The sequence below is a fragment of the Agrococcus versicolor genome (assembly GCF_039531815.1).
GTDB classification, from domain to species: domain Bacteria; phylum Actinomycetota; class Actinomycetes; order Actinomycetales; family Microbacteriaceae; genus Agrococcus; species Agrococcus versicolor.
Genome location: NZ_BAAAQT010000005.1, coordinates 222,301 through 244,894, shown reverse-complemented (window position 1 = coordinate 244,894; position 22,594 = coordinate 222,301). Strand labels below are relative to the sequence as shown.

Annotated in this window: 26 protein-coding genes; 8 read left to right on the top strand and 18 right to left on the bottom strand. The window is 73.0% G+C overall.

Features of this window, described 5'->3' with window-relative positions; translation table 11 throughout:
• Positions 1-2 precede the first annotated feature (2 nt).
• From ABD249_RS03925 to ABD249_RS03915, 3 genes are read right to left on the bottom strand one after another with little or no spacing between them, the layout of a single operon-like run.
• Positions 3-767, bottom strand: a complete 765-nt coding sequence (locus ABD249_RS03925) for a fumarylacetoacetate hydrolase family protein (RefSeq protein ID WP_344340538.1) — start codon at positions 765-767, stop codon at positions 3-5.
• Positions 767-1,864 (bottom strand): branched-chain amino acid aminotransferase, encoded by a 1,098-nt coding sequence (locus tag ABD249_RS03920; RefSeq protein WP_344340536.1) that lies wholly within the window; start codon positions 1,862-1,864, stop codon positions 767-769. Before ABD249_RS03920 ends, ABD249_RS03925 begins: the two co-directional genes overlap by 1 nt.
• Before the next feature lie 9 nt (positions 1,865-1,873).
• Entirely contained in the window at positions 1,874-2,920 is a 1,047-nt protein-coding gene (locus ABD249_RS03915) for a 3-isopropylmalate dehydrogenase (protein ID WP_344340533.1), read from the bottom strand.
• 187 nt (positions 2,921-3,107) lie between these two features.
• On the opposite strand from ABD249_RS03915, the gene ABD249_RS03910 reads away from it, so the two are divergent.
• On the top strand, positions 3,108-3,362 hold the full coding sequence (locus ABD249_RS03910) for a DUF6458 family protein (protein WP_344340530.1): 255 nt from the start codon (positions 3,108-3,110) through the stop codon (positions 3,360-3,362).
• On the top strand, positions 3,362-3,751 hold the full coding sequence (locus ABD249_RS03905; RefSeq protein WP_344340527.1) for a VOC family protein: 390 nt from the start codon (positions 3,362-3,364) through the stop codon (positions 3,749-3,751). The genes ABD249_RS03910 and ABD249_RS03905 overlap by 1 nt, the downstream gene beginning before the upstream one ends.
• 33 nt (positions 3,752-3,784) lie before the next feature.
• Here ABD249_RS03905 and ABD249_RS03900 read toward each other — a convergent pair whose 3' ends face one another.
• The gene (locus tag ABD249_RS03900) at positions 3,785-5,344 is read right to left on the bottom strand and encodes an MFS transporter (protein WP_344340524.1); all 1,560 of its coding nucleotides are present in this window, start codon (positions 5,342-5,344) and stop codon (positions 3,785-3,787) included.
• A gap of 51 nt (positions 5,345-5,395) precedes the next feature.
• Here ABD249_RS03900 and ABD249_RS03895 point away from each other — a divergent pair, with 51 nt between their 5' ends.
• A complete protein-coding gene (locus ABD249_RS03895; protein ID WP_344340523.1) occupies positions 5,396-5,935 on the top strand; it encodes a TetR/AcrR family transcriptional regulator in 540 nt (179 codons plus the stop codon).
• Between the two features lie 3 nt (positions 5,936-5,938).
• Here ABD249_RS03895 and ABD249_RS03890 read toward each other — a convergent pair whose 3' ends face one another.
• Together ABD249_RS03890 and serA are read right to left on the bottom strand one after the other, a co-directional pair.
• Positions 5,939-6,655, bottom strand: coding sequence for an alpha/beta fold hydrolase (locus tag ABD249_RS03890; RefSeq protein WP_344340521.1), 717 nt, complete (start codon positions 6,653-6,655; stop codon positions 5,939-5,941).
• Between the two features lie 41 nt (positions 6,656-6,696).
• The gene (gene serA / locus ABD249_RS03885) at positions 6,697-8,292 is read right to left on the bottom strand and encodes a phosphoglycerate dehydrogenase (RefSeq protein WP_344340519.1); all 1,596 of its coding nucleotides are present in this window, start codon (positions 8,290-8,292) and stop codon (positions 6,697-6,699) included.
• A 502-nt stretch (positions 8,293-8,794) separates the two neighbouring features.
• Here serA and ABD249_RS03880 point away from each other — a divergent pair.
• The 5 genes from ABD249_RS03880 to ABD249_RS03860 all read left to right on the top strand — a co-directional run bounded on the left by ABD249_RS03880 (position 8,795) and on the right by ABD249_RS03860 (position 13,036).
• Complete coding sequence (locus ABD249_RS03880; protein WP_344340517.1) at positions 8,795-10,099, top strand: quaternary amine ABC transporter ATP-binding protein; 1,305 nt, start codon at positions 8,795-8,797, stop codon at positions 10,097-10,099.
• A complete protein-coding gene (locus ABD249_RS03875; protein ID WP_344340514.1) occupies positions 10,099-11,007 on the top strand; it encodes an ABC transporter permease in 909 nt (302 codons plus the stop codon). The genes ABD249_RS03880 and ABD249_RS03875 overlap by 1 nt, the downstream gene beginning before the upstream one ends.
• A 66-nt stretch (positions 11,008-11,073) precedes the next feature.
• Positions 11,074-11,988 carry a glycine betaine ABC transporter substrate-binding protein gene (locus ABD249_RS03870; RefSeq protein ID WP_344340512.1) on the top strand — a complete coding sequence of 305 codons (915 nt, stop codon included), beginning with the start codon at positions 11,074-11,076 and terminating at the stop codon, positions 11,986-11,988.
• 103 nt (positions 11,989-12,091) lie between these two features.
• Positions 12,092-12,583 carry a YbjQ family protein gene (locus ABD249_RS03865; protein WP_344340511.1) on the top strand — a complete coding sequence of 164 codons (492 nt, stop codon included), beginning with the start codon at positions 12,092-12,094 and terminating at the stop codon, positions 12,581-12,583.
• Positions 12,584-12,640: 57 nt separating this feature from the next.
• Positions 12,641-13,036: a DoxX family protein gene (locus tag ABD249_RS03860; RefSeq protein WP_344340509.1), complete on the top strand. Its 396-nt coding sequence runs from the start codon at positions 12,641-12,643 to the stop codon at positions 13,034-13,036.
• 24 nt (positions 13,037-13,060) lie between these two features.
• Here the strand turns inward: ABD249_RS03860 and ABD249_RS03855 are convergent, their stop codons facing one another.
• From ABD249_RS03855 to ABD249_RS03800, 12 genes are all read right to left on the bottom strand, one after another.
• Positions 13,061-13,507, bottom strand: coding sequence for a hypothetical protein (locus tag ABD249_RS03855; RefSeq protein ID WP_344340508.1), 447 nt, complete (start codon positions 13,505-13,507; stop codon positions 13,061-13,063).
• Positions 13,504-13,908 (bottom strand): hypothetical protein, encoded by a 405-nt coding sequence (locus tag ABD249_RS03850; protein WP_344340506.1) that lies wholly within the window; start codon positions 13,906-13,908, stop codon positions 13,504-13,506. Before ABD249_RS03850 ends, ABD249_RS03855 begins: the two co-directional genes overlap by 4 nt.
• Positions 13,909-13,930: 22 nt before the next feature.
• Positions 13,931-14,974 (bottom strand): DUF2332 family protein, encoded by a 1,044-nt coding sequence (locus tag ABD249_RS03845; RefSeq protein ID WP_344340504.1) that lies wholly within the window; start codon positions 14,972-14,974, stop codon positions 13,931-13,933.
• 25 nt (positions 14,975-14,999) lie between these two features.
• Positions 15,000-16,028 carry a sugar phosphate isomerase/epimerase family protein gene (locus ABD249_RS03840; protein WP_344340503.1) on the bottom strand — a complete coding sequence of 343 codons (1,029 nt, stop codon included), beginning with the start codon at positions 16,026-16,028 and terminating at the stop codon, positions 15,000-15,002.
• Positions 16,025-17,125, bottom strand: coding sequence for a Gfo/Idh/MocA family protein (locus tag ABD249_RS03835; protein ID WP_344340500.1), 1,101 nt, complete (start codon positions 17,123-17,125; stop codon positions 16,025-16,027). Before ABD249_RS03835 ends, ABD249_RS03840 begins: the two co-directional genes overlap by 4 nt.
• Complete coding sequence (locus tag ABD249_RS03830; RefSeq protein WP_425546281.1) at positions 17,122-18,249, bottom strand: Gfo/Idh/MocA family protein; 1,128 nt, start codon at positions 18,247-18,249, stop codon at positions 17,122-17,124. Before ABD249_RS03830 ends, ABD249_RS03835 begins: the two co-directional genes overlap by 4 nt.
• 26 nt (positions 18,250-18,275) lie before the next feature.
• Positions 18,276-19,034 (bottom strand): sugar phosphate isomerase/epimerase family protein, encoded by a 759-nt coding sequence (locus tag ABD249_RS03825; RefSeq protein ID WP_344340498.1) that lies wholly within the window; start codon positions 19,032-19,034, stop codon positions 18,276-18,278.
• An 84-nt stretch (positions 19,035-19,118) separates the two neighbouring features.
• Positions 19,119-19,556 (bottom strand): hypothetical protein, encoded by a 438-nt coding sequence (locus tag ABD249_RS03820; RefSeq protein WP_344340495.1) that lies wholly within the window; start codon positions 19,554-19,556, stop codon positions 19,119-19,121.
• Between the two features lie 49 nt (positions 19,557-19,605).
• Entirely contained in the window at positions 19,606-19,935 is a 330-nt protein-coding gene (locus ABD249_RS03815) for a hypothetical protein (protein ID WP_344340493.1), read from the bottom strand.
• Positions 19,923-21,206, bottom strand: coding sequence for a hypothetical protein (locus ABD249_RS03810; protein WP_344340490.1), 1,284 nt, complete (start codon positions 21,204-21,206; stop codon positions 19,923-19,925). Before ABD249_RS03810 ends, ABD249_RS03815 begins: the two co-directional genes overlap by 13 nt.
• A 148-nt stretch (positions 21,207-21,354) precedes the next feature.
• Positions 21,355-22,011 carry an ATP-binding cassette domain-containing protein gene (locus ABD249_RS03805; RefSeq protein WP_344340488.1) on the bottom strand — a complete coding sequence of 219 codons (657 nt, stop codon included), beginning with the start codon at positions 22,009-22,011 and terminating at the stop codon, positions 21,355-21,357.
• 147 nt (positions 22,012-22,158) lie between these two features.
• A partial coding sequence (locus ABD249_RS03800; protein ID WP_344340487.1) for a hypothetical protein occupies positions 22,159-22,594 on the bottom strand: 436 nt, incomplete at its 5' end.

Below are 22,594 nucleotides of genomic sequence, written 5' to 3'. Positions count from 1 at the left end.
GGTCATCCCTGGACGACCGGGTTGCGCAGCGTGCCGAGCCCCGGGATCGAGACCTCGACGACCTGCCCGGCCGTCATCGGCCCGACGCCCGCGGGCGTGCCCGTGAGGATGACGTCGCCCGGCAGCAGGGTCATGGCGGCCGAGACGTGCTCGACGATCGTCGGGATGTCGAAGATGAGGTCGCGCGTCGAGCCCGACTGCATGGTCTCGCCGTCGAGCCGCGTCTCGACGAGCAGGTCGGCGACGTCGAGGTCGGTCTCGATGCCCGGCCCGAGGGGGCAGAACGTGTCGAACCCCTTCGCGCGCCACCACTGACCGTCGGACTGCTGCAGGTCGCGCGCCGTGACGTCGTTCGCGATCGTCCAGCCGAAGACGTGGTCGAGGGCGTCGGCCTTCGACACACGCCGCGTCACGCGACCCACGACGAGCGCGAGCTCGCCCTCGAAGTGCACGTTCGACGACTCGGGCGGGAGCACGATCGGGTCGCCCGGGCCGATGACCGACGTGTTGGGCTTCAGGAAGATGAGCGGCGCCGTCGGCACGTCGTTGCCGAGCTCGGCGGCGTGCGCGGCGTAGTTGCGCCCGACGCCGATGACCTTCGAGCGCGGGATGACGGGCGCGAGCAGCTGCGCCTTCGACAGCGGGATGCGCTCCCCCGTCGTGTCGAAGCCGGCGAAGAGCGGGTCGCCGGCGAGCACGACGACGTCGGTCTCGTCGACGACGCCGAAGACGATGCGGCCCTCGTGCGAGGCGCGGACGATGCGCATCAGCGTGCCTCGACGAGCTGCGTCATCCAGCCGTGCGCATCGTCGGCGCGGCCGTGCTGGATGTCGGTGAGCGCCGTGCGCAGCGCCATCGTGACCTCGCCCGCGGGCGCGTCGGGATCGCCGAACGCATCCGCCTCGTCCTTCGCCTTGATGGCGACGATCGGCGTGATGACGGCGGCGGTGCCGCACGCGAACGACTCGACGATCTCGCCGGAGGCGACGCCGTCGCGCCACTCGTCGAGCGTGACGGGACGGTGCTCGACCGCGTGGCCCATGTCCTGCGCGAGCTCGAGCAGCGAGTTGCGCGTGATGCCGTCGAGGATCGACTCCGATCGCGGCGTCACGAGCGTGCCGTCGGCCTTCACGAGCACGACGTTCATGCCGCCGAGCTCCTCGAGGTTCGCGTCGCCCGACTCGTCGAGGAAGAGCACCTGCGCGCAGCCGTTCGCGAACGCCTCCTGCGTCGGCAGCAGGCTCGCGGCGTAGTTGCCGCCGCACTTGGCCGCGCCCGTGCCGCCCTTGCCCGCACGGGCGTACTCGCGCGAGAGCCAGATGGAGACGGGCTTCACGCCTGCGGGGAAGTACGGGCCCGCCGGGCTCGCGATGACCGAGAACAGCACGGTCTGCGCCGCGCGCACGCCGAGGAAGACCTCGTTCGCGATCATGAACGGCCGCAGGTAGAGCGAGTCCTCGCCACCGGCGGGCACCCACTGCTCGTCGACCTCGACGAGCCTGCGCAGCGACTCCACGAAGTCCTCCGTCGGCAGCTGCGGCAGCGCGAGGCGCTGCGCCGAGCGCTGCATGCGGGCGGCGTTCTGGTCCGGGCGGAACGTCCAGACGGAGCCGTCCTCGCGCCGGTAGGCCTTGAGCCCCTCGAAGATCTCCTGGCCGTAGTGCAGCACGGCGGAGGCCGGGTCGACCGTGAAGGGGCCGTACGGCTCGACGCGCGCGTCGTGCCAGCCGTCCTCGACCGTCCAGTCGATGAGGACCATGTGGTCGGTGAAGTGCCTGCCGAAGCCGGGGTCGGCGAGCACGGCCTCGCGCTCGGCCTGCGCCTTGCGGGCGGTGGAGGGCGTGGAGGTGAACTGGAGGGCCATCGGGGCTCCTTACGCTGCTGCGACGAGCGCGACGATGCGGTCGCCGGTCTCGGAGGTGGTCGTGGGTGCCGGGCGCTGGGCGACGTCCTGGTCGACGGCGTCGCGGATGCGGCGCGCGGCGTCGGCGTGGCCGAGGTGCTCCGCGAGCAGGGCTGCCGAGAGGATCGCCGCGGTGGGATCGGCCGTGCCGGTGCCCGCGATGTCGGGCGCGGATCCGTGCACGGGCTCGAACATGCTCGGGAAGGTGCCGTCGGGGTTGATGTTCCCCGACGCCGCGAGCCCGATGCCGCCGGCGATCGCGCCGGCGAGATCGGTGAGGATGTCGCCGAAGAGGTTGTCGGTGACGATGACGTCGAAGCGGCTCGGGCGGTCGACGAGGAAGATCGTCGCGGCGTCGACGTGCAGGTAGTCGACCGTCACGTCGGGGTGCTCGGCGGCGACCGCGTCGGTGATGCGACGCCAGAGGCCGCCCGCGTGGACGAGGACGTTCGTCTTGTGCACGAGCGTCAGGCGCTTCGAGCGCGTCTCGGCCAGGTCGAAGGCGTAGCGCACGACGCGCTCGACGCCGAAGGCGGTGTTGACGCTCGTCTCGTTCGCGATCTCGTGCGGCGTGCCGGTGCGGAGGCTGCCGCCGTTGCCGACGTACGGGCCCTCGGTGCCCTCGCGCACGACGACGAAGTCGACCTCGCCGGGGTCGCGCAGCGGCGACGTCACGGCCGGGTGCAGCGCGGTGGGCCGCAGGTTGACGTAGTGGTCGAACGCGAAGCGCAGGCGCAGCAGCAGGCCGCGCTCGATGATGCCGCCCGCGAGGCGAGGGTCCCGCGGGTCGCCGCCGACGGCGCCGAGCAGGATCGCGTCGTGCTCGGCGATCGCGTCGATGGTCTCGTCGGTGAGGATGTCGCCGGTCTCGAGGTAGTGGGTCGCACCGAGCGCGAACTCCGTCTCGACGAGGTCGACCGTGCCGTCGAGGGCGGCGCGCAGCACCTTCCTCGCCTCGCTCGTGACCTCGGGTCCGATCCCATCGCCGCCGATGATGGCGAGTCGCAGCTGCTCCACGCGTACCTCCTGCGGGCGAGCCTACCGGCGGCGCCCGCGCGGGCGAGCACGCCGCCCGGGGCCGAGTGGCGGTGAGGGATGCACAGCGATGACGCGCTGTCCAGCGCTGCCCCCATCGCTCCGGGCCCGACTAGGGTCGGCCGGGATCCGGCGCGATCGTCGCGCCCGCGATCGAAAGGAGAGCGCCATGCTCGGATTCGGGATCTTCCTCCTCGCCCTCGGCGCCATCGTCACGTTCGCGGTGCCCGGACTGTGGTCCGTGCCCGGCGTCGACTGGATGCTCATCGGCTACATCGTCATGGGCGCCGGCCTCCTCGTCACGATCGCCGGCGCGGTGCAGCTCGCCCGCGGCGGTCGCTCGCGCACCGTCCGCTCGACGAACGTCGACCCGGCGACGGGCCAGCGCGTCGAGCGCGTGGAGCACCGCGACGACCTCGTCTGATGCCGACGATCTCCGGCGTGCACCACGTCGCGATCACGGTGCGCGACCTCGACGCGAGCGTCGCGTTCTACGAGCGGCTGCTCGGTGCGCCGCCCGTGGCGGAGCTCGCGGGCGACGGCCTGCAGCGCCGCCTCTTCGCGCTGCCCGGCGGCACGAACCTCGGGCTGACGCAGCATGAGCGCACGAGCGCGGACGGGTTCAGCCCGTTCCGGCCGGGGCTCGACCACCTCGGCCTGGGCGTCGCCTCGCGCGACGAGCTCGTGGCATGGGCCGAGCACCTCGATGCCGTCGGCATCGACCACGACGGCGTGGTCGACGTCGACTACGGCAGCGCGCTGAGCCTCAAGGATCCCGACGGGATCGCGCTCGAGCTGTACGTCGGACGCTGACCGGTCGCCGTCGACGACGGCGACCGGCAGGCGTCAGCGCTCGCTGGCGGCGATGGCGAGCGCCGCCGTCGTCGGGCCGCCGCGGCGGCCGCGCACGAGTCGCCACCAGGTGACGAGCGCGGCCGTCGCGATGAGCGCGGCGCCGACGCCCGACGTCCAGACGACGCCCGCGTCGAACGCGTGGCGCGCAGCCTCGGCGAGCGCCGCGCCCGCCTCCCCGCCGGTGGTCTCGGACACGTGGATCGCGCCGCTCAGCGTCTCGCCGGCGCGCATCGCGTCGGCCGCGCCGATGCCGTCGGGCACGACGAGGCGCGCCTGGTAGACGGCGGTGAGGATGCCGCCGAGCACGGCGGTGCCGAGCACGGCTCCGAGCTCGTACGCGGTCTCCGAGACGCCCGCGGCGGCGCCGGCCTTGTCGACGGGTGCGCTCGCGAGCACGAGGTCGTTCGACAGCGTCTCGGCGGCGCCGATGCCCGCGCCGAGCAGCGCGAAGGCCGTCGCGATGGCGGCGACCGAGATGTCGGCCCCGAGCACGGCGACGAGCAGGTACGCGACGGTCGACAGGGCGAGCGCGCCCACCATGACGACCTCCTGCCGCACGCGCCGCACGAGCCGCACGGATCCGAGGCCCGCGAGGATCATGGCCGCGGTGCCTGGCAGCAGCACGAGGGCGGCCTCGAGCGTCGACATGCCGACGACGAGCTGCAGGTGCTGCGTGAGGAAGAACAGGAAGCCCACGAGCGCGACGACCGACAGCAGGTTGACGAGCACGCCGGTCGAGAAGGCGCGATCGCGCAGCAGCGCGAGGTCGAGCATCGGGTGCTCCGCGCGCTCCATGCGGCGCACGAAGAGCACGCCGGATGCGATGGCGAGCGCTGCCAGCCCGATGGCGACGAGGTCGACGCCGTCGGTCGCGACGTGCTTCACGGCCGCGGCGAACGGGGCGAGCGCGAGCATCGCGAGCACGATGCCGATCATGTCGACGCGCGGCGCGGTCGCGTCGCGGCTCTCGCGCACGAGCAGCGGCACGAGCACGAGCAGCGGCACGAGCAGCGGCACGGCGAGCAGGAAGATGCTGCCCCACCAGAAGTGCGCGAGCAGCAGCCCGCCCACGGAGGGGCCGACGGCGGATCCGACCGAGAAGCCCGTGGCCCAGATCGCGATGGCGAGGCGGCGCTGGACGCGGTCGCGGAACAGGCTGCGCAGCAGCGACATCGTCGACGGCATGAGCGTCGCCCCGAAGAGCCCCTGCAGCGCGCGGCCGGCGATGAGCCACTCGGCGCTGGGCGCGAAGGCGCAGAGCACCGAGACGACGCCGAAGCCGATCGCGCCGATCATGAGCAGCCGGCGACGCCCGAACCGGTCGCCGAGCACGCCCATCGGCACGAGGAGACCCGCGAGCACGAGCGGGTAGACGTCCACGATCCACAGCTGCTGGGAGCCCGTGGGCTCGAGCGCGCCGGCGATCTGCGGCAGCGCGAAGGCGAGCACCGTGTTGTCGATGGCGACGAGCAGCACGGGCAGCATGAGGACGGCGAGGGCGATCCACTCGCGAGCGCCTGCTCGCGAGGTCGGGGTCAGGGTCGTGGACATGCTGCTCACTGTACCGTCTGGACGGTGCAGTTGTCACGCTAGGATGGAGGCATGTCCGAGCGACCCACCGCCCGCGAGACCATCCTCGACGCGTTCGAGGAGGTGGTCGTCGAGCAGGGCGAGCGCGCCGCGACGCTGCAGGCGGTCGCCGAGCACGCCGGCGTCTCGAAGGGCGGCCTGCTCTACCACTTCGGGTCGCGCGAGGCGCTCGTGCTGGGCCTCGCCGAACGGCTCGACGCGCTCGGCGCGCAGGACGCCGCCGACCTGCGGCTCGACCCCGAGCCCGTCGCACGCTTCATCCGCGGATCCATCGTGCGCGAGACGGCGATCGACCGCACGTTCGTCGCCGCGTTCCGCCTCATGCAGTCGGGGCAGCATCCCGCGCTGCGCGAGGCGCTGCAGCGCGTCGACGACGGCTATCGCGCCGTCGTGACCGACGCGATCGGCGCCGAGCTCGCCCCCGTCGTCACCCTCATGAGCGACGGCATCTACCTGCGCTCGGGCCTCGACCCCGCGTGGGCGCCGAGCGCCGACGACATCGAGCGCATCGTCGAGGCCGTCGACGCGATCGTGCGCCGCGCCCGCGCCTGAGCCCTACGCCGCGCGCTCGGCGACGAGCGCCGCGAGCTCGGCCGGCCTCGACCACATGGGCCAGTGGCCGGTGGGCAGCTCGACGATCGTGAGCGCCCGCTGCTCGGCGAGCCCGGCGAGGAACGACGCGCCCTGCCCGGCGTAGGCACGGTACTCGTCGGCCGAGAAGGCGGTGGCGACGAGCGTCTGCGGCACGTCGAGCCTGCGGTCGTCGCGCAGGACGGCCGGCTCGCGCAGGATCGCCGCGGGCTCGAGCACGGCGCGCTCGCGGAACGTCGCGAGCTGCGCGTCGGTGAGGCCGCGCATCGAGCCGCCCTCGAGCTCGTCGTCCCATGCCGACTCGAGCGCGAGGCCGTCGCCCTCGAGCCCGGCATCCATCGCGGCGCCGTCGACCACGGGGCACGTGTCGACCCAGATCGCGTGCACGACCGCGTCGGGGGCGCGATCGATCGCGATCGTCGCGGCGCCCGCCGAGCCAGAATGGGCCACGAGCACGGCGGGGCCCTCGCCGATGGCGTCGCGGATGGCGGCGACGTGCTGCTCGAGCGTGACCGCGGCGGGATCGGCGCCGGGCTCGAGGCCGGGCAGCGTGAGCGCGACGACGTCGTGGCCGCCCTCGCGCAGCCGCGCCGCCACCTCGTCCCACGCCCATGCCCCGAGCCAGAAGCCGGGGACGAGCACGATGCGTGCCTGTCGGGGATGCGTCGTCGCGTCGCTCATGGCGGCGACGCTAGTGCCGACGTGCGACAGCGCGCCAGGTGCTACGCCTCGACGATGTCGATCTCGCGGATCGAGTCAGCCTGGATGGCGTCGCCGATCTCGGCGAGCAGCGCCTCGGGGGCGGCCTGGTCGACCGTGAGGATCGACAGCGCCTTGCCGCCGGCGGTCGTGCGCGCGATCTGCATGCCCGCGATGTTGATGTCCGCCTCGCCGAACGCGCGACCGTAGATCGCGACGATGCCCGGGCGGTCCTCGTACGTCATCACGACGTGGTGCGCCGCGAACGGCACCTCGACGTCGTGGCCGTTGATCGAGACGATCTTCGCCGTCTGCTTCGGACCGGTGAGCGTGCCCGTGACCGAGACGCGCTGGCCGTCGCTCGTGGCCGCGATCACCGAGACCGTGTTGCGGTACTCGTCGCTGCGCTCGTCGACCGTGAGCTCGCTCGTGACGCCGCGCTCCTGCGCGATGACGGGCGCGTTGACGAACGTGACGCCCTGCTCGCTCACGATGCGCGAGAAGAAGCCCTTGAGCGCGCCGAGGCGCAGCACCTTCACGTCGTACTGCGCGAGGTCGCCGTGCACCTCGACGTCGACCGACTCGACCGGACCCGCGGCGAGGCCGGCGGCGAACTGGCCGAGGCGCTCGGCGAGGCCGATGCCGGGGCGCACGTACGGGTCGATGACGCCGCCTGCGACGTTGACGGCGTCGGGCACGAGGTCGCCGGCGAGCGCGAGGCGGACCGAGCGCGCGACCGCGACGCCCGCCTTCTCCTGCGCCTCGTCGGTCGAGGCGCCGAGGTGCGGCGTGACCTGGATGGTCGGCAGCGACGTGAGCGCGTCGTCCTTCGGCGGCTCCGAGACGAAGACGTCGAGGCCGGCGCCGGCGATGCGCCCCTCGCGCAGCGCGTCGGCGAGGGCGGCCTCGTCGACGATGCCGCCGCGGCTCGCGTTGACGATGCGCAGGCTCGGCTTCGCGAGCGCGAGCTGCGGCGCGGCGATGAGGCCCGTCGTCTCGGGGGTGCGCGGGATGTGGATCGTGATGAAGTCCGACTCGGCCATGAGCTCGTCGAGCGAGCGGAGCTCGACGCCGAGCTGGGCGGCGCGCGCCGGGCTCACGTACGGGTCGAAGGCGATGAGGCGCACGCCGAAGCCCGCGAGGCGCTCGGCGACGAGCACGCCGATGCGGCCGAGGCCGACGATGCCGATCGTCTTCTCGTAGAGCTCGACGCCCGTGAACTGGCTGCGCTTCCACTCCCCCGCCTTCAGGGACGCGTGCGCCTCCGGCAGGTGGCGGGCGAGGCCGAGGATGTGGGCGATCGCGAGCTCGGCCGCCGAGATGATGTTCGACGTCGGCGCGTTGACGACCATGACGCCGGCCTTGGTCGCGGCGGGCACGTCGACGTTGTCGAGGCCGACGCCCGCGCGGGCGACGACCTGCAGGCTCGGCGCGGCGGCGAGCGCCTCGGCGTCGACCTGCGTCGCGCTGCGCACGAGCAGCGCCTGCGCGTCGGCGAGCGCGGCGAGCAGCGCGGGGCGGTCGGTGCCGTCGACGTGCCGGACCTCGAAGTCGGGTCCGAGGGCGTCGATGGTGGCGCTCGAGAGGGTCTCGGCGATGAGGACGACGGGCTTGGACACGCGGGGACCTCGCTGGGGGTGCGGACGGACTGCAGGGCAGGCACGCCGGCGTGCCTGGACCATGCTAGCCATCGGCATGCGCATCGGGCGGGTGCGGATGACGTCCGACGACGCACGCGCGCCCGATCCGGCCCCGGACGACGGCCGGACGCACGCGCGAACATCACGAACGTGCATCGATCCGAGACCCTTCGGCGGCCGGATCGACGCCGCGACGGCGTGCAACGCGCGTGCTGATACACGTCCTTCCACCGTGTCGCAACCGCGGATCGCGGTTGCAGGGCCGCACGCCTCGTGGAACCGTGGACGAGCCCCGCCGATGGGGCGCAACCCGACCAGTCCGCGGTCGCCGGCGACGCCCCAGCGCCTCGCACCGGCGAGCGTACGGTCGGCGGCCCGGAGCCGATCCGACATCGCCTCCCGCTGCGTCGTCACCGACGCGCCACCCGTGGCCGCCCACCCGGGCGCGACCGATGCAGCCGCATGCGCTGCCGGAGACATCGTGACCATCTCACCTGCCATCGAGGCCAAGGGCCTCTACAAGGTGTTCGGCAAGCACCCCAGGAGCGTCGTCGAGCGCCTCCGCGCCGGAGCGACCCGCGAGGACGTCGCCGACGCCGGCACCGCCGCGGTCGTGGACGCGACCTTCTCCGTCCAGCCGGGCGAGATCTTCGTCGTCATGGGCCTGTCCGGCTCCGGCAAGTCGACCCTCATCCGCATGCTGAACGGCCTCCACGACGCGACGGGCGGCGAGGTGCTCGTGCAGGGCGACACCATCACGGGCATCCCCGACGCCCGGCTGCGCCGCATCCGCCGCGACGGCATCGCCATGGTCTTCCAGCACTTCGCGCTCCTGCCGCACCGCACGGTCGCCGCCAACGTCGCCTACCCGCTCGAGCTGCGGGGCGTGCCGAAGGCCGAGCGCCTCGCGAAGGCCGAGGAGGTGCTCGCGCTCGTCGGCCTCGACGGATGGGGCGCGAGGCTGCCGTCCGAGCTCTCCGGCGGCATGCAGCAGCGCGTCGGCATCGCGAGGGCGCTCGCGGCCGACACCGAGATCCTGCTCATGGACGAGGCGTTCAGCGCCCTCGATCCGCTGATCCGCCGCGAGATGCAGGAGCAGCTGCTCGAATTGCAGGCGCGCCTGCGCAAGACGATCGTCTTCATCACCCACGACCTCAACGAGGCCATGTTCCTCGGCGACCGCATCGCCGTGATGCGCGACGGCCGCATCGTGCAGGTCGGCAGCCCCGAGGACATCCTCACCGACCCCGCGAACGACTACGTCGAGCAGTTCGTGCAGGACGTCGACCGGGCGCGCGTGCTCACGGCCGCCAACGTCATGGAGCGCCCGCGCTCCGTCGTGGCGGAGTCGGCGGGCCCGCGCACGGCGCTGCGCCAGATGCGCGACGCCGGCGCCTCCGCCGCCTACGTCGTCGACCGCGAGCGCACGCTCGTCGGCATCGTCACCGACCGCGACGCCGTCGCCCACGTCCGCCAGGGCGCGACGACGCTCGCGGGCATCGTGCGACCGGCGCCGGCGAGCGTCGCCCACGACGAGGTGCTCGTGAACCTCTTCGTGCCCTCCGCGGAGTCGCCGCTGCCCCTCGCCGTCACCGATGGCGACGGCAGGCTCGCCGGCATCATCCCCCGCGTCACCCTGCTCGCCGCGCTCGGCCCGGCGGCCAACGCCACCGGTCCGCTCATGGTGCTGCCGCAGCCCGTGTCGCACGACCTCATCGACGAGGTGCTCGCCGATGCCGACGATGCGCACGGCCCGCTGGTCGCCGACGCCGAGGAGGTGCGCTGATGGATGGCTTCCGACTCCCCGTCGGCCTGTGGGCCGAGACGGGCGTCCGCTGGATGCGCGACAACCTCGACGGGCTCCTCGGTGCGGTCTCGACCGCGATGGGCTGGCTCGTGCGCTCGCTCACCGACGTGCTCGTGGGCTCCCCCATCGTCGTCGTCGTGCTCGTCGCCGTGCTGCTCGCGTGGCTGCTGCGCTCCTGGCGGTTCGCGATCGCCACGGGCATCGGCTTCGCGCTCGTGCTCGCGATGGGCGTGTGGGTCTCGGCGCTGCAGACGCTCGCGCTCGTGATCGTCGCGACGGTCATCGCCGTCGCGATCGCCGTGCCGCTCGGCATCCTCGCGGCGCGCAGCGACCGCGCGAGCGCGATCGTGCGGCCGATCCTCGACCTCATGCAGGCCATGCCGGCGTTCGTCTACCTGATCCCGGCGATCGTGTTCTTCAGCATCGGCGTCGTGCCCGGGCTCGTCGCGACGATCATCTTCTCGCTGCCGCCCGGCGTGCGCCTCACCGAGCTCGGCATCCGCGGCGTCGACGCCGAGACGGTCGAGGCCGGCTACGCCTTCGGCGCTCGCCCCGGCCAGATCCTGCGCGGCGTGCAGCTGCCGCTGGCGATGCCGACGATCATGGCCGGCGTCAACCAGGTCATCATGCTCGCGCTCTCGATGGCCGTCATCGCGGGCATCGCCGGCGCACCTGGCCTCGGCCAGGACATCGTGCAGGCGATGTCGACCGTCGACATCGCCACGGGCGTCGAGGCGGGCATCGGCGTCGTCGTCATCGCGGTCTTCCTCGATCGGCTCACCGGCGCCCTCGGCGCCGCTCGCCAGCACCGCTCCTCGCTGCTCGGCCTGCTCGCCCGTCGCCGCGAGACGGCGGCGAGCGCTCGCGGCCTCGCGCAGGCCGCCTGACCCTCCCGGCATCTCCCGCACCACCCCCGAACCCCATACGACACCGAAGTGAACGAAAGGTCCCTGATGCACACGCGACACCTCACCGGCATGCTGGCCATCGGCGCAGCATCCGCACTCGTCCTCGGCGGCTGCGCGAGCGGCGCCCAGACCGAGGGCGGCTCGGGCGACGGCGCCGAGGACAGCCTCGGCACCATCACGCTCGGCTTCCTCCCTTCGTGGACGGACGGCCTGAGCACCGCCTACCTCCTCGAGAACCAGCTCGAGCAGCTCGGCTACACCGTCGAGATGCAGGAGCTCACCGAGGCGGGCCCGCTCTACACGGGCCTCGCGCAGGGCGACGTCGACATGTACCCGTCGGCATGGCCCGAGCTCACCCACGCCTCCTACATGGAGGAGTACGGCGACCGCATCGAGGACCTCGGCACCTACTACGAGGGCGCCGCCCTGACGATCGCGGTGCCCGACTACGTCGACATCACCTCGATCGACGAGCTCGCCGAGAACGCCGACCGCTTCGGCGGCCGGATCTTCGGGATCGAGCCCGGCGCAGGCCTCACGGCCCAGACGCAGGACTCGATGCTGCCCGCGTACGAGCTCGACGGCACGTACGAGCTCGTCACCTCCTCGACCGCGGCGATGCTCGCAGAGCTCGACACGGCCACGAGCCAGGAGCGTGACATCGTCGTGACCTCCTGGACGCCGTTCTGGGCCAACGAGGCCTACGACCTGCGCGCGCTCGAGGACCCCGAGGGCGCCATGGGCGAGTCCGAGGGCCTGCACTTCCTCGGCACCGACGGCTTCGCCGAGGAGTTCCCCGAGGCGGCCGAGTACGTCGCGGGCATCCAGCTGACCGACGAGCAGTACGCGTCGCTCGAGGACATGGTCGTGAACGAGTACGGCGACGGCCGCGAGGCCGAGGCCGTCCAGGCATGGATCGACGCCAACCCCGAGGCGTTCGACACGCTCGTCTCCGAGTAGCGAGCCCGGCAGCCCGGGTCGACGGCATCGTCGACCCGGGCTTCGTCATGGCAGCCCCCACCCAGGTCAGCGGGCACCCAGTGGCGAGGTGGAGACTCGGCCCATGATCATCGTCACGACGAACGACCTGCCCGGCTTCCGCATCCTCGCGGTGCACGGCGAGGTCATGGGCCTCACGGTGCGCAGCCGCGACGCCGCGACGAGCTGGGTCGCCGGCTGGCGCGCGATCGGCGGCGGCGAGATCCCCGAGTTCACGCAGATGCTCATCGAGTCGCGCATGCAGGTCATGGGGCGCATGGTCGAGGAGGCGCAGCGCCGCGGCGCCAACGCCATCGTCGCGATGCGCTTCGACGCGAACGAGATCGCGCAGGCGTGGACGGAGATCTGCGCGTACGGCACGGCCGTGACGGTCGAGCCGATCGCCGACGGCCCGGGAGCCACGGCGCAGTCCAGGCAGCTCGCGTCGCAGCCCGTGCCGACCCTGCAGCCGCAGGCCCCGGCGCAGGGCTACGCGCCGCCGCAGATGGTGCCGCCCATGCGCGGCGAGGTGCCCTGGCCCCCGCCGCCCGGGCCGGGCGGTCCGCCGCAGCGCTGACCCCTCTCGAGGGCGGCGTGCGCGACCGCGCCGCGCACGTGCGGGAGGATGGAGGCGATGGATGCCTTCCTCGTCGCCCAGTGGGTGCTCCGCGTCGTGCTCGCGATCGTCTTCGTCGCGATGGGCGTGCTGCACTTCGTGCCCCGCGTGCAGCGCGGCATGCAGGCCATGGTGCCGCCCGCGATGCGCGGCACGGGCCTGCGCTCGCCGCGCACGATCGTCGTCGTGTCGGGCGTCGCCGAGATCCTCGGCGGGCTCGGCCTGCTCGCGCCGTGGCCGACCGTGCGCTTCGCCGCCGGCATCGGCCTCATCGCGCTGCTCGTCGCCGTCTTCCCGGCGAACGCCTACGCCTCCCGTCACCCCGAGCGCTTCGGCGCGACGGCCGTGCCGCTCGTGCCGCGTCTCGTGGCGCAGATCGTGCTCGGCGCGCTCGTGCTCGTCGCCGCGATCTGACGCGCGGCGCCCCGGCCCGCGGCGTCAGCCCCCGAAGGCCGTGACGGCCGCCTGGCGCGCGAGCTCCTCGAGCAGCAGCGACAGCTGGGCGCTCACGGCGAGGCCGAGCACGAGGATCGCGCCGCGGGCGGCGAGCCGGCGTCCGCGAGCGACGGCGGATGCGGCGGCGAACAGCACCGGCGGCACCGCGACGCCGGCGTAGAGGACGGGCCACGGCACGGCGTCGGCGAGGCCGATCTCGGCGTAGATCTGCGGCAGGGCGACGAGGTTCGCGACCGCCGAGTAGAGCTGGTAGGCGAAGAGCACCACGAACACGAGGGTCACGATGACGACGTCGCTGCGACGCTCGGCGCGCTCCTCGCCCTCGTCGAGCTCGTCGTCCTCGGGCTCGCGCTCCTCGGGCTCGAACTCGTCCGCCGCCTCGTCGACGGGCACGTCGTCCGGCTCGAGCGCATCCTGGCGGTCGGTCATGCGAGCACCCCCACGAGCAGCGGCCACGGCGCGGTGACGACGACGCCGGCGATCCACCACGGCACGGGCTGCGGCGCGAGCCTGCGAGCGGCGAGCCACCAGCCGACGGGCGCGAGCACGGCGAGCAGCTCGCCGAGCTGGTACATCGCGAGCGCGAGGATCGTCTGCTGCTGCGCGGGGTTCGCGAGCATGACGGCGATCCAGCCGACGCTCGAGGCGACGGCGAGGAGCAGGAAGAGCACGGCGACGATGCGGGTGCCGGGCACGCGCTCGCTCGGAGCGTCGGCGGCCGTCGCCTGCGTCGCAGCACCGGCGACGGGCGCCTGGGCGTCCTGCGTGACGAGGGTCTCGTCGGCGTCGTCGCCCTCCCACGTCAGGGCATCGCGATCGTCGTCTGGCACCCGGGCACCCTACCGTCCGGCCCTATGCGGCGCCGTCGCCCGCCGTCGCGTTCAGCATGCGCACCCAGGCGCCGTGCGCGTCGGCGAGCGCGACCGGCCGCTCGTCGACCGCGATGCAGAAGTCGGCCTCCCCCGGGCTCGCGTCGAGGGCGTCGAGCCTCGCGCGCACCTCGGGCAGCACGCCGAGGCCCTCGTTCGAGATCCACGTCGCGCCCCTCGCGCGCATCGTCTCGGCGAACGCCTCCCGCCCGCCTGCGGGCACGTAGGCGAGGACGGCGGTATGGAAGACGACGGCCGTCGCAGCCCTCCCCCGCGCGACCTCCGCGAGCGCCTCGTCGACGAGCGCCGCCGCGTCGGTCACGAGGTCCCCCGCGCGCACGACGGGCCCGTGCGCGCGGGCGATCGCGACGGCGGCGTGCAGACGGTCGAGCCGCGCCGCATCCACCTCGCCCTCGCCGACGGGCCACAGCAGCGTCTCGAGCCAGCGCACGTCGTCGTCGCTCGCGGCCGAGAGCGGATGCAGGTCGAGGCCGGCGCTCCACGCGACCTCGGGCATGCGCGGCATCGCACCGTCGAGGCGCGCGGCGAGCCGCGGCGCGCTCGGATCGCCGAGCACATGCGGGGCGGCATCCCCGCCACCCCCGTCGTAGGCGTACGACCACCGCGTCGGCTGCAGGCACAGACCCATGGACGCCCCGACCTCGACGATCGCGAGCGGCTGCGGCAGCGCGGCGAAGGCGGGCAGGAGCGTCGCGAGCCTGCGCGCCTCGTTCGTCTGCGTGCGACGCGTGCGCACGCACCGCTCGATCGCATCCCAGCGCTCGTGCACGAGCGGCGCGACGCCGCGCCACGGTCGCAGCGGTACGCCCGCGAATCGGATGGCGGCGAGCACGAGGTTCGGCTGCTGCTCGATGCGCGTCAGCGGCGCGAGGCGGGCGAGCAGCGCGTCGTCGGCGGCGAGGCCGCGCGCCCAGTCGGCGTATCGCGGGCTGCGCACGTCGGCCTCGACGGCCGCGAACCGCAGCCACCGCGTCGCGACGGCGCCCTCGGCGGTCTCGTCCTCCATGCGCAGACCTCCCCTGGACCCGCGGCTACTGGTTCGAGAAGGCCGCGTCGAACGATGCGGTCGGCAGGCGCCACAGCAGCTCGCGGATGCGGGTCACGGCCTCGGCCGCGCCGTGCAGGCGATCCATGCCCGCATCCTCCCACTCGATCGAGATCGGGCCGTCGTAGCCGATGGCCGCGAGCGCGCGGAAGGCGTCCTCCCACGCCATGTCGCCGTGGCCGGTCGACACGAAGTCCCAGCCGCGTCGCGGGTCGCCCCACGGCAGGTGCGAGCCGAGCACCCCGGCGCGGCCGTTCGCGGGCCGCAGCCGCGTGTCCTTGCAGTCGACGTGGTAGATCCGGTCCTGGAAGTCCCAGATGAACGCGACGGGATCCACCTGCTGCCACAGCATGTGCGACGGATCCCAGTTGAAGCCGAACGCGGTGCGGTGGTCGATGGCCTCGAGCGTGCGCACGCTCGTCCAGTAGTCGTAGGCGATCTCGCTCGGGTGCACCTCGTGGGCGAAGCGCACGCCCTCGCCGTCGAACACGTCGAGGATGGGGTTCCAGCGGCGGGCGAAGTCCTCGTAGCCGGCGTCGATGCGCTCCGCGGGCACGGGCGGGAACATCGCGACGTACTGCCAGATCGACGAGCCCGTGAAGCCGACGACGGTGTCGACGCCCAGCTTGCGGGCGACCCGCGCGGCGCGCTGCATGTCCTCCGCCGCGCGCTGCCGCACGCCCTCCGCCTCGCCGTCGCCCCACACGGACGGGCGCAGGATGGCCTCGTGGCGGAAGTCGATCGGGTCGTCGCACACGGCCTGGCCGGCGAGGTGGTTCGAGATCGCGAAGACCTGCAGGCCGTGGCGGTCGAGGATGTCGAGCCGCGACCGCACGTACGCGTCGTCCTCGTCGGCGCGCGCGAGGTCGAGGTGGTCGCCGGAGGCGGCGATCTCGAGCCCGTCGTAGCCCCACTCGGCCGCGAGCCGTGCGACCTCCTCGAGCGGGAGGTCTGCCCACTGGCCGGTGAACAGGGTCACGGGGTGCCGCGCCTGCTGCCTCGTCGGATCGGTCATGCCGCCACGCTCCGGGCTCGTGCGGTCGTCTCGATCCACTCGCCGGAGGCCGCCGACCGCAGCACCGCATCCGTGAGCACGGCGGCGCGCAGGCCGTCGTGGAAGGTGGGGAGCCCGTCGGGCGCCTCGCCTGCGATCGCAGCGTACGCGTCCGCGACGAACGCGTCGAAGGCGTCCTGGTAGCCCATGGGGTGGCCGCCGGGCACGCGCGACAGGCGTGCGGCGTCGGGCGAGAGGATCTCGGGATCGCGCTGCAGCAGGCGCGATCCGGCGCGCTCGCCGATCCACAGCTCGTCGGGACGCTCCTGCTCGAAGCGGTAGCTCGCGTCGGCGGCGTGCCACTCGATCGCGAGCGCGTTCTTGCGACCGGGCGCCATCTGCGTCACGAGCGCCGTGCCCACCGCGCCGCCGCCGAGGCGGAAGAGCACGCCGGCGATGTCCTCGTTCGCCACCGCGGCGTCGCCCCGGTGCGCGTGCACCGTGCGCGTCGTGGCGGCGAGCGCGACGATGCGCTCCCCGGCGACGAACTCGACGAGGTCGAGCAGGTGCGAGCCGATGTCGGCGAAGGCGCGCGACGGGCCGCCGAGCGCGGCGCCCGCACGCCAGTTGTCGTCGCCCGGCAGCAGCATCCAGTCCTGCAGGTACGCGGCGTCGACCGACAGCAGCGCCTGCCCGCTCGCCGCGAGCCGGGCGCGCGCCTCGCGCACCATGGGGTGGTAGCGGTACACGAACGGCACGGCGCCGACGAGCCCCGAGGCGTCGAGCGCGTCGACGAGCGCCTGCGCGTCCTCGACCGTCGTCGCGAGCGGCTTCTCGCACACGACGTGCCTGCCCGCCGCGATCGCCTCGGCGGCGAGGCCCGCGTGCGTCGTGTTGGGCGTGCAGACGTGCACGACGTCGACGTCGGCGGCGATGAGCGCGGCCGCGTCGGGCAGCGCGGTGCCGACGCCGAGCGCCGCCGCGGCCTCGGCGGCGCGGGGAAGGCTCGAGGATGCGATCGCGACGAGCTCGGCGCGCGCCGAGCGGGCGGCGTGCGCGTGGACGCGGGCCATGAACCCGCCGCCGAGGATGCCGACGCGCGGCGCCGCGGCGGTCATGCGCGCACCGCGTGGGCGAGCGTGGGGTCGAAGTCGGCCTCGACGGGCACCATGGCGGCGACGGACGAGTCGAGCGTCTGCGGCTCGCCCGTGCGGATGGACGTCTCGATCGCGAGCATCGCCTCGAGCACGTGCAGCGCGAGCTCGCCCGACGCGCGGTGCGGGCGCCCCTCGCGGATGGCCCGGACCATGTCGACGATGCCGATCCCGCGACCGCCGACGGCGCCCTCGGCCGGCACGGCCTCCCACACGCTCTCGGCGTCGACGTCGAGGCCGACGCGCGTCACCTCGAGCGGCCCCTCGAACATGTTCGGGTCCGGGATGCGCAGGGTGCCGGCCGTGCCCGAGATCTCGACGACGCCCGTGCGGCGCAGCGCGGAGTCCCACGAGAACGTCGACTGCGCGACGCCGCGCTCGAGCTCGACGATCGCGTGCACGTGCGTCGGCACGCCGACGGGGAAGGACTCCCCCACCCGCTCGCCCACCTGGATCGTGCGGGTCGGCTGCGGCGTGCGGCCGACGGCGGTGACGCGACGGATGGCGCCGAGCGCGCTCACGAGGGTCGTGAGGTAGTACGGCCCCATGTCGAGCACGGGCCCGCCGCCGGGTGCGAAGAGGAACTCGGGGTTCGGATGGAAGCGGTCGGGGCCCGCGTACTGCATGACGGTCGTCGCGCCGATCGGCTCGCCGACGACGCCGGCGGCGATGGCCCGCAGGCCGCTCTGCACGCCCTGGCCGAGCACGGTGTCGGGCGCGATGCCCACGCGCAGGCCGAGCTCGTCGGCGCGTGCGAGCAGCGCGCGCCCGGAGGCGAGGTCGACGCTGATGGGCTTCTCGCTCCACACGTGCATGCCGGCCTCGAGCGCCCGCATCGACACCTCGGCGTGCACGGCGGGGATCGTGAGGTTGACGACGAGCCGCGCGTCCGGGTGGGCGAGCACGTCGTCGGGCGTGCCCGAGTCGGGCACGCCGTGGCGCTCGGCCTGCGCACGCGCCCGCGCGACGTCGAGGTCGCCGACGACGACGACGCGCACGTCGGGGTACTGCGCGAGGTTCGCGAGGTACTGCTCGCTGATCATGCCGGCGCCGATGACGCCGATGCCGACGGGGGTCTGCAGCGTCACGCCGCCTCCTCGTTCCATGGACGGGCTCACGCGACGAGCGCGTCGATGGCGGCGAGGCTCGCGGCCGCCCCCTCGAGCACGTCGCCGCGGTACTGGTCGAACTCGACGACGAGCAGCTCGGCCGTCGGCGCCGCCGCGAGGATCGCGCGCCAGTCGAGGGCGCCCTGCCCGACGGGCAGCTGGTCGTGCGGGTCGTGCGAGAGGGAGCCGTCGACGAGCGGCGCGTCCTTGAGGTGCAGCGCGCGCACGCGGTCGCCCAGGCGCGCGAGCAGCGCGGGCACGTCGGCCCCGCCGACCGCGGCCCAGTAGGCGTCGACCTCGAGCACGACGGCCGGGTCGAGCGCGTCCGCGAGCACGTCGAGGCCCGTGGCGTCGCCGTCGACGACCTGCGCCTCCCACGCGTGGTTGTGGTAGCCGAGCACGAGCCCGTGGGCGGCGGCGCGCACCGCCGCGGCGTTCAGGTCGTCGGCGACGCGCAGCACGTCGTCGCGCGTGCGCCAGCGCTCGGCCTCCGTCATGGGGTCGACGATCGTCGCGACCCCGAGGCTCGCGGCCGCGGCCAGCACGGCCTCCTGGTCGTCGCCGAGCAGGCGCGCGTGGGCCGTCGGCGCCGTGAGGCCCGCGGCGGGCATCGCGGTGCGCAGCTCGTCGGCGAGCCGCAGGAGGTCGTACGGCTCGATGCGCGAGAAGCCGGCGGCGGCGATGCGCTCGAGCGCGGGCGCGAGCCCCTCGTCGAGCCGCTCGCGGACCGAGTAGAGCTGCAGCGCGGTGGCGCGGTGGGTCATGCGTCCTCGGTCCCTCGTCGTCGAGTCGTGGCACCCCGACGCTAGCACCGCTTTCGTGCAGACTGCGAGAAACGTGAGGGCGGGTCATGCATCACGAAGCGCGGCGCAGATGCTGCGCCCATCGCCGAACGTCGGCAGGAGCGAGACTGCGTGCGCGACGAAGGGCACGACCCAGATCGCCGGGGCGGAGCCGATCGCGAGAGCGCAACCCACGGTGATGCAGAGCCCCGGTCCCGCGAGCGCGCCTAGGATGACACGTCCTCGGGACAACGGATGCAACGGGCGCACCGAGCACCGCAGCAGACGGATCTCGACGTCGAACCTCGGGCTGGTCACGCCCCACGCTGCGACGACGACGTGCGCGAGCTCGTGCATGAGACACGCGCCGACGAAGGCCACCGCGACGTACGCGAGCGCGAGCTGCGAGATCGCCCATGGACCCTCGGCCCCCGTCAGCACCTCCACCACCAGCCCGGCGATCGCCGCGCACGTCATCGGCACCCACGCGAGCGCGGTCTGCATGAGCACGCCTACGGAGATGCCGAGTGCGGCCCCGGCCGCACCGACCCCCCTATGCGTCGTCGGCATGTCCAGCGTCCGCGCGCAACGCCAGCTGCCGAGCTCGGAGCAGATGGAAGAAGCCGATGCTGAGCATGATGACGCCGAAGGCGACGACGACGAACACGACGAGCGGCATCGGGTCGTCGAGACCGACCGTCACGGTCGTCGCTCCGGACGCGTCGGTCACAGCCTCGAAGAACAGCGCTCCGAAGAGCGCCTCGCGTCTACCATCGCCCCGACCTGCGGAGAACATCGTGGCGAGGAGCGCGCACACTGCCACGACCGCGGTGACCACGCCGGCTCCGATGACGCCGAGCAGGATGTCTCTCATGGTGCGCATGTCGGCGCCTCTACCTTCTCGATGACGTGGATGCCGAGGACCGTCAGCCCGACCAGGACGACGGTGAGCGCGACGACGCAGCTCATGAGCACCAGGGGCGTGGCGTTCAGGACGCCGAGCAGCAGCGCCATGCCGGCGAGAGCGAACGAGCAGACCGTGCCGCCGATGAGCACCGAGAACGGGTTCGCATCGTCGGCAGGAAATGCGACGCCGATCGCTGTGACGAGCACGATGCCCACGACGCTGGCGCCGACGTGGCCGCCGACCTCGCCGACGGACGCGGGTCGGGTAGCCAGAAGCACGAGCACCGCGATGATCGTCCCGAGGGCGAGCAGTGCCATCTGAGGGAGCGCGAGCGCGAGGTATTGCCACCACGCCGGCCGGCGATGACCTTGCAGCCGATGCAGGCGACGTGACGCGGCGTACTGATAGAGCCCGGGCAGCGAGAGGAGCGTCAGCGCGAGGCCCGGGTGCACGATCGGTCGAACGGTCAGCGCCGCGAATGCTGCGACGGAGATGACGATCGCGAGCATCGTCTGCTGCGAGCGCGCATGCTGCAACATGTAGGCGCCCAGCAAGCCGCGCCCGAGGCGCCCGATCCGGACGCGCGAGTAGGCAGCCGCGGGTACATGCTCTCTCGGCGCGGCGACCAGAGCGACCGCGACGGCGATGGCGACGACGACGAGCGCGCCGGTTCCGAGCGCAAGCGGCCATGGTCGTGCCGTCTCCCGCAGCCACTCGACGAGGCCCGCGTACGGACTCACCGGCCCGCCCTCGGATGCGCCGACGAGGAACCTGCTGGACACCTCGACGCTCCCGGCGAGCAGGGCGACGAGCAGGGCGACGAGGACGATGCGGCGCAGGCGTCCGACCGGCAGCGCCGCGCACGCGAGCGCGACCACGGTTGCACCAGCCTGCAGCACCGAGTAGGTCACGAGCACGGGGATGAGCAGGTAGGTCGCGATGAGCACGAGACCTGGCGGCCCAAGCACCACGATCGCCGAGATGCCGAACACCGCGAGCCCGGCGGCGCATCCGACGAGCACCATCAGCGCCTCGAGCAGGACGAAGCCCGCTTGGCGCTCGCGTGCGCCCAGCGGGAGGTGGAAGGCGAGGAGATGCAGGTCGTCAGCGGCAAGGAACAGGATGCGTATCAGGAGGAAGCCAGCCTGCGTCCAGACGATGGCGGAGCTGGACGCGAGCCCGAAGAGGTACTCCCAGTCGCTTCTACCGAGCGGAGCCTCGACGAAGAGGGACAGCCCTAGGCCCACGGATGCCAGCATCACGACGGCGACCACGACCGCAGCGGCGACCCGCGCGAGCCGAGAGCGGAGGACGCCTCGTCGAAGGACTCGTCGCCGGACGTATCGAAGCAGCAGTCCGAGGAACGCCGCGATCCGACGACGGGAGGCGCCGAGCTCAGCGATCGAGCGCATGCTCGTCGAGCACCCCCGCGAGCCCGCCGTCGCCGTCCAGCACGTGCGACATCGGCAGATCTGCGACGATGCGGCCACCATCGAGCACGACGACGCGCGTCGCGACGCGTTCGAGCATGGGGAGCTCATGAGAGCAGAGGATGACGGCACCGCCGTCCGTCAGCCCGGCGAGATCCTCTTCGGCGAGCACGAGTGCCTCGCGATCGATGCCGTTGAGCGTCTCGTCGACGACCGTCAGCGGGCGTCGGAGCAGGAGTGCGGCGACGAGCTGCGTCTTCTTGCGCATCCCGTGGGAGTAGTCCTCGATGAGGTCGTCCTGCCGACCCGCCATGCCATAGAGCGCGAACAGCTCGTCGATGCGGGGCTCGTCGACCTGGACGGCGTACATCGTGGCGAGCAGCTGGATCAGCTCGCGTCCGGAGAGGAACGTCGGCAGCTGCTCGTTGCCAGCGAGGAGCAATGCGTGCGGTCGCGCCTCCGCCCTCCGGCTCTGCACCCCGCGCAGCGCGATCGAGCCCGATCGCAACGGCACGAGGTCGAACGCGGCCCGCATCAGCGTGGACTTGCCCGAGCCGTTGTGTCCGAGGAGGGCGACGAGCTCGCCGGCGTCGACGCTCAGATCGATTCCGTCGACCACCATCTGGTCGTGACGGTAGGAGATCCTCGCGCCCCGGACCTCGAGCAGGACAGCGCTGGGCACGCTCATGATCGCGCCACGATCGAGCCTGGATGGGGTCGCCCACCCTCGACGAGCGACCCCTGCGTTGCCGTCATCGTCGCTCGACGCTCAGCGGCATTCGACGCTGATCGAGACACCGCCGCGCGCGAAGGCGAACCGTCCGGTGAAGGTGCCCCTACCCGTGACGAGGCACCACACCGCGAGACCGATGAGCACGGTCGCGCCGAGAGCGAGGATCACCGCGACGAGGACGAGCCACCAGGCGTCGTAGCGAACGAGTGCACGATCCATCGACGTGCCGAGCAGGTGCTGCTTCCGGCTCCACCACTGCTGCACTGCGACGGATCGCACGAGCGCTGCATTCATGGCGACATCCCTTCGTCCCTTCGCGGTTGCCCGCGATTCCTCTCCGCCGTCCTGACATCGCGATGGTTCGCGACAGAGGCGGGATGCATCGAAGAATACGAAGACTCTTCGACACTGTGGGAACGAAGCGCAGAAGCCGGGTACCGCAGGTGACAGAGCAACCGCGAACGTCGACGGC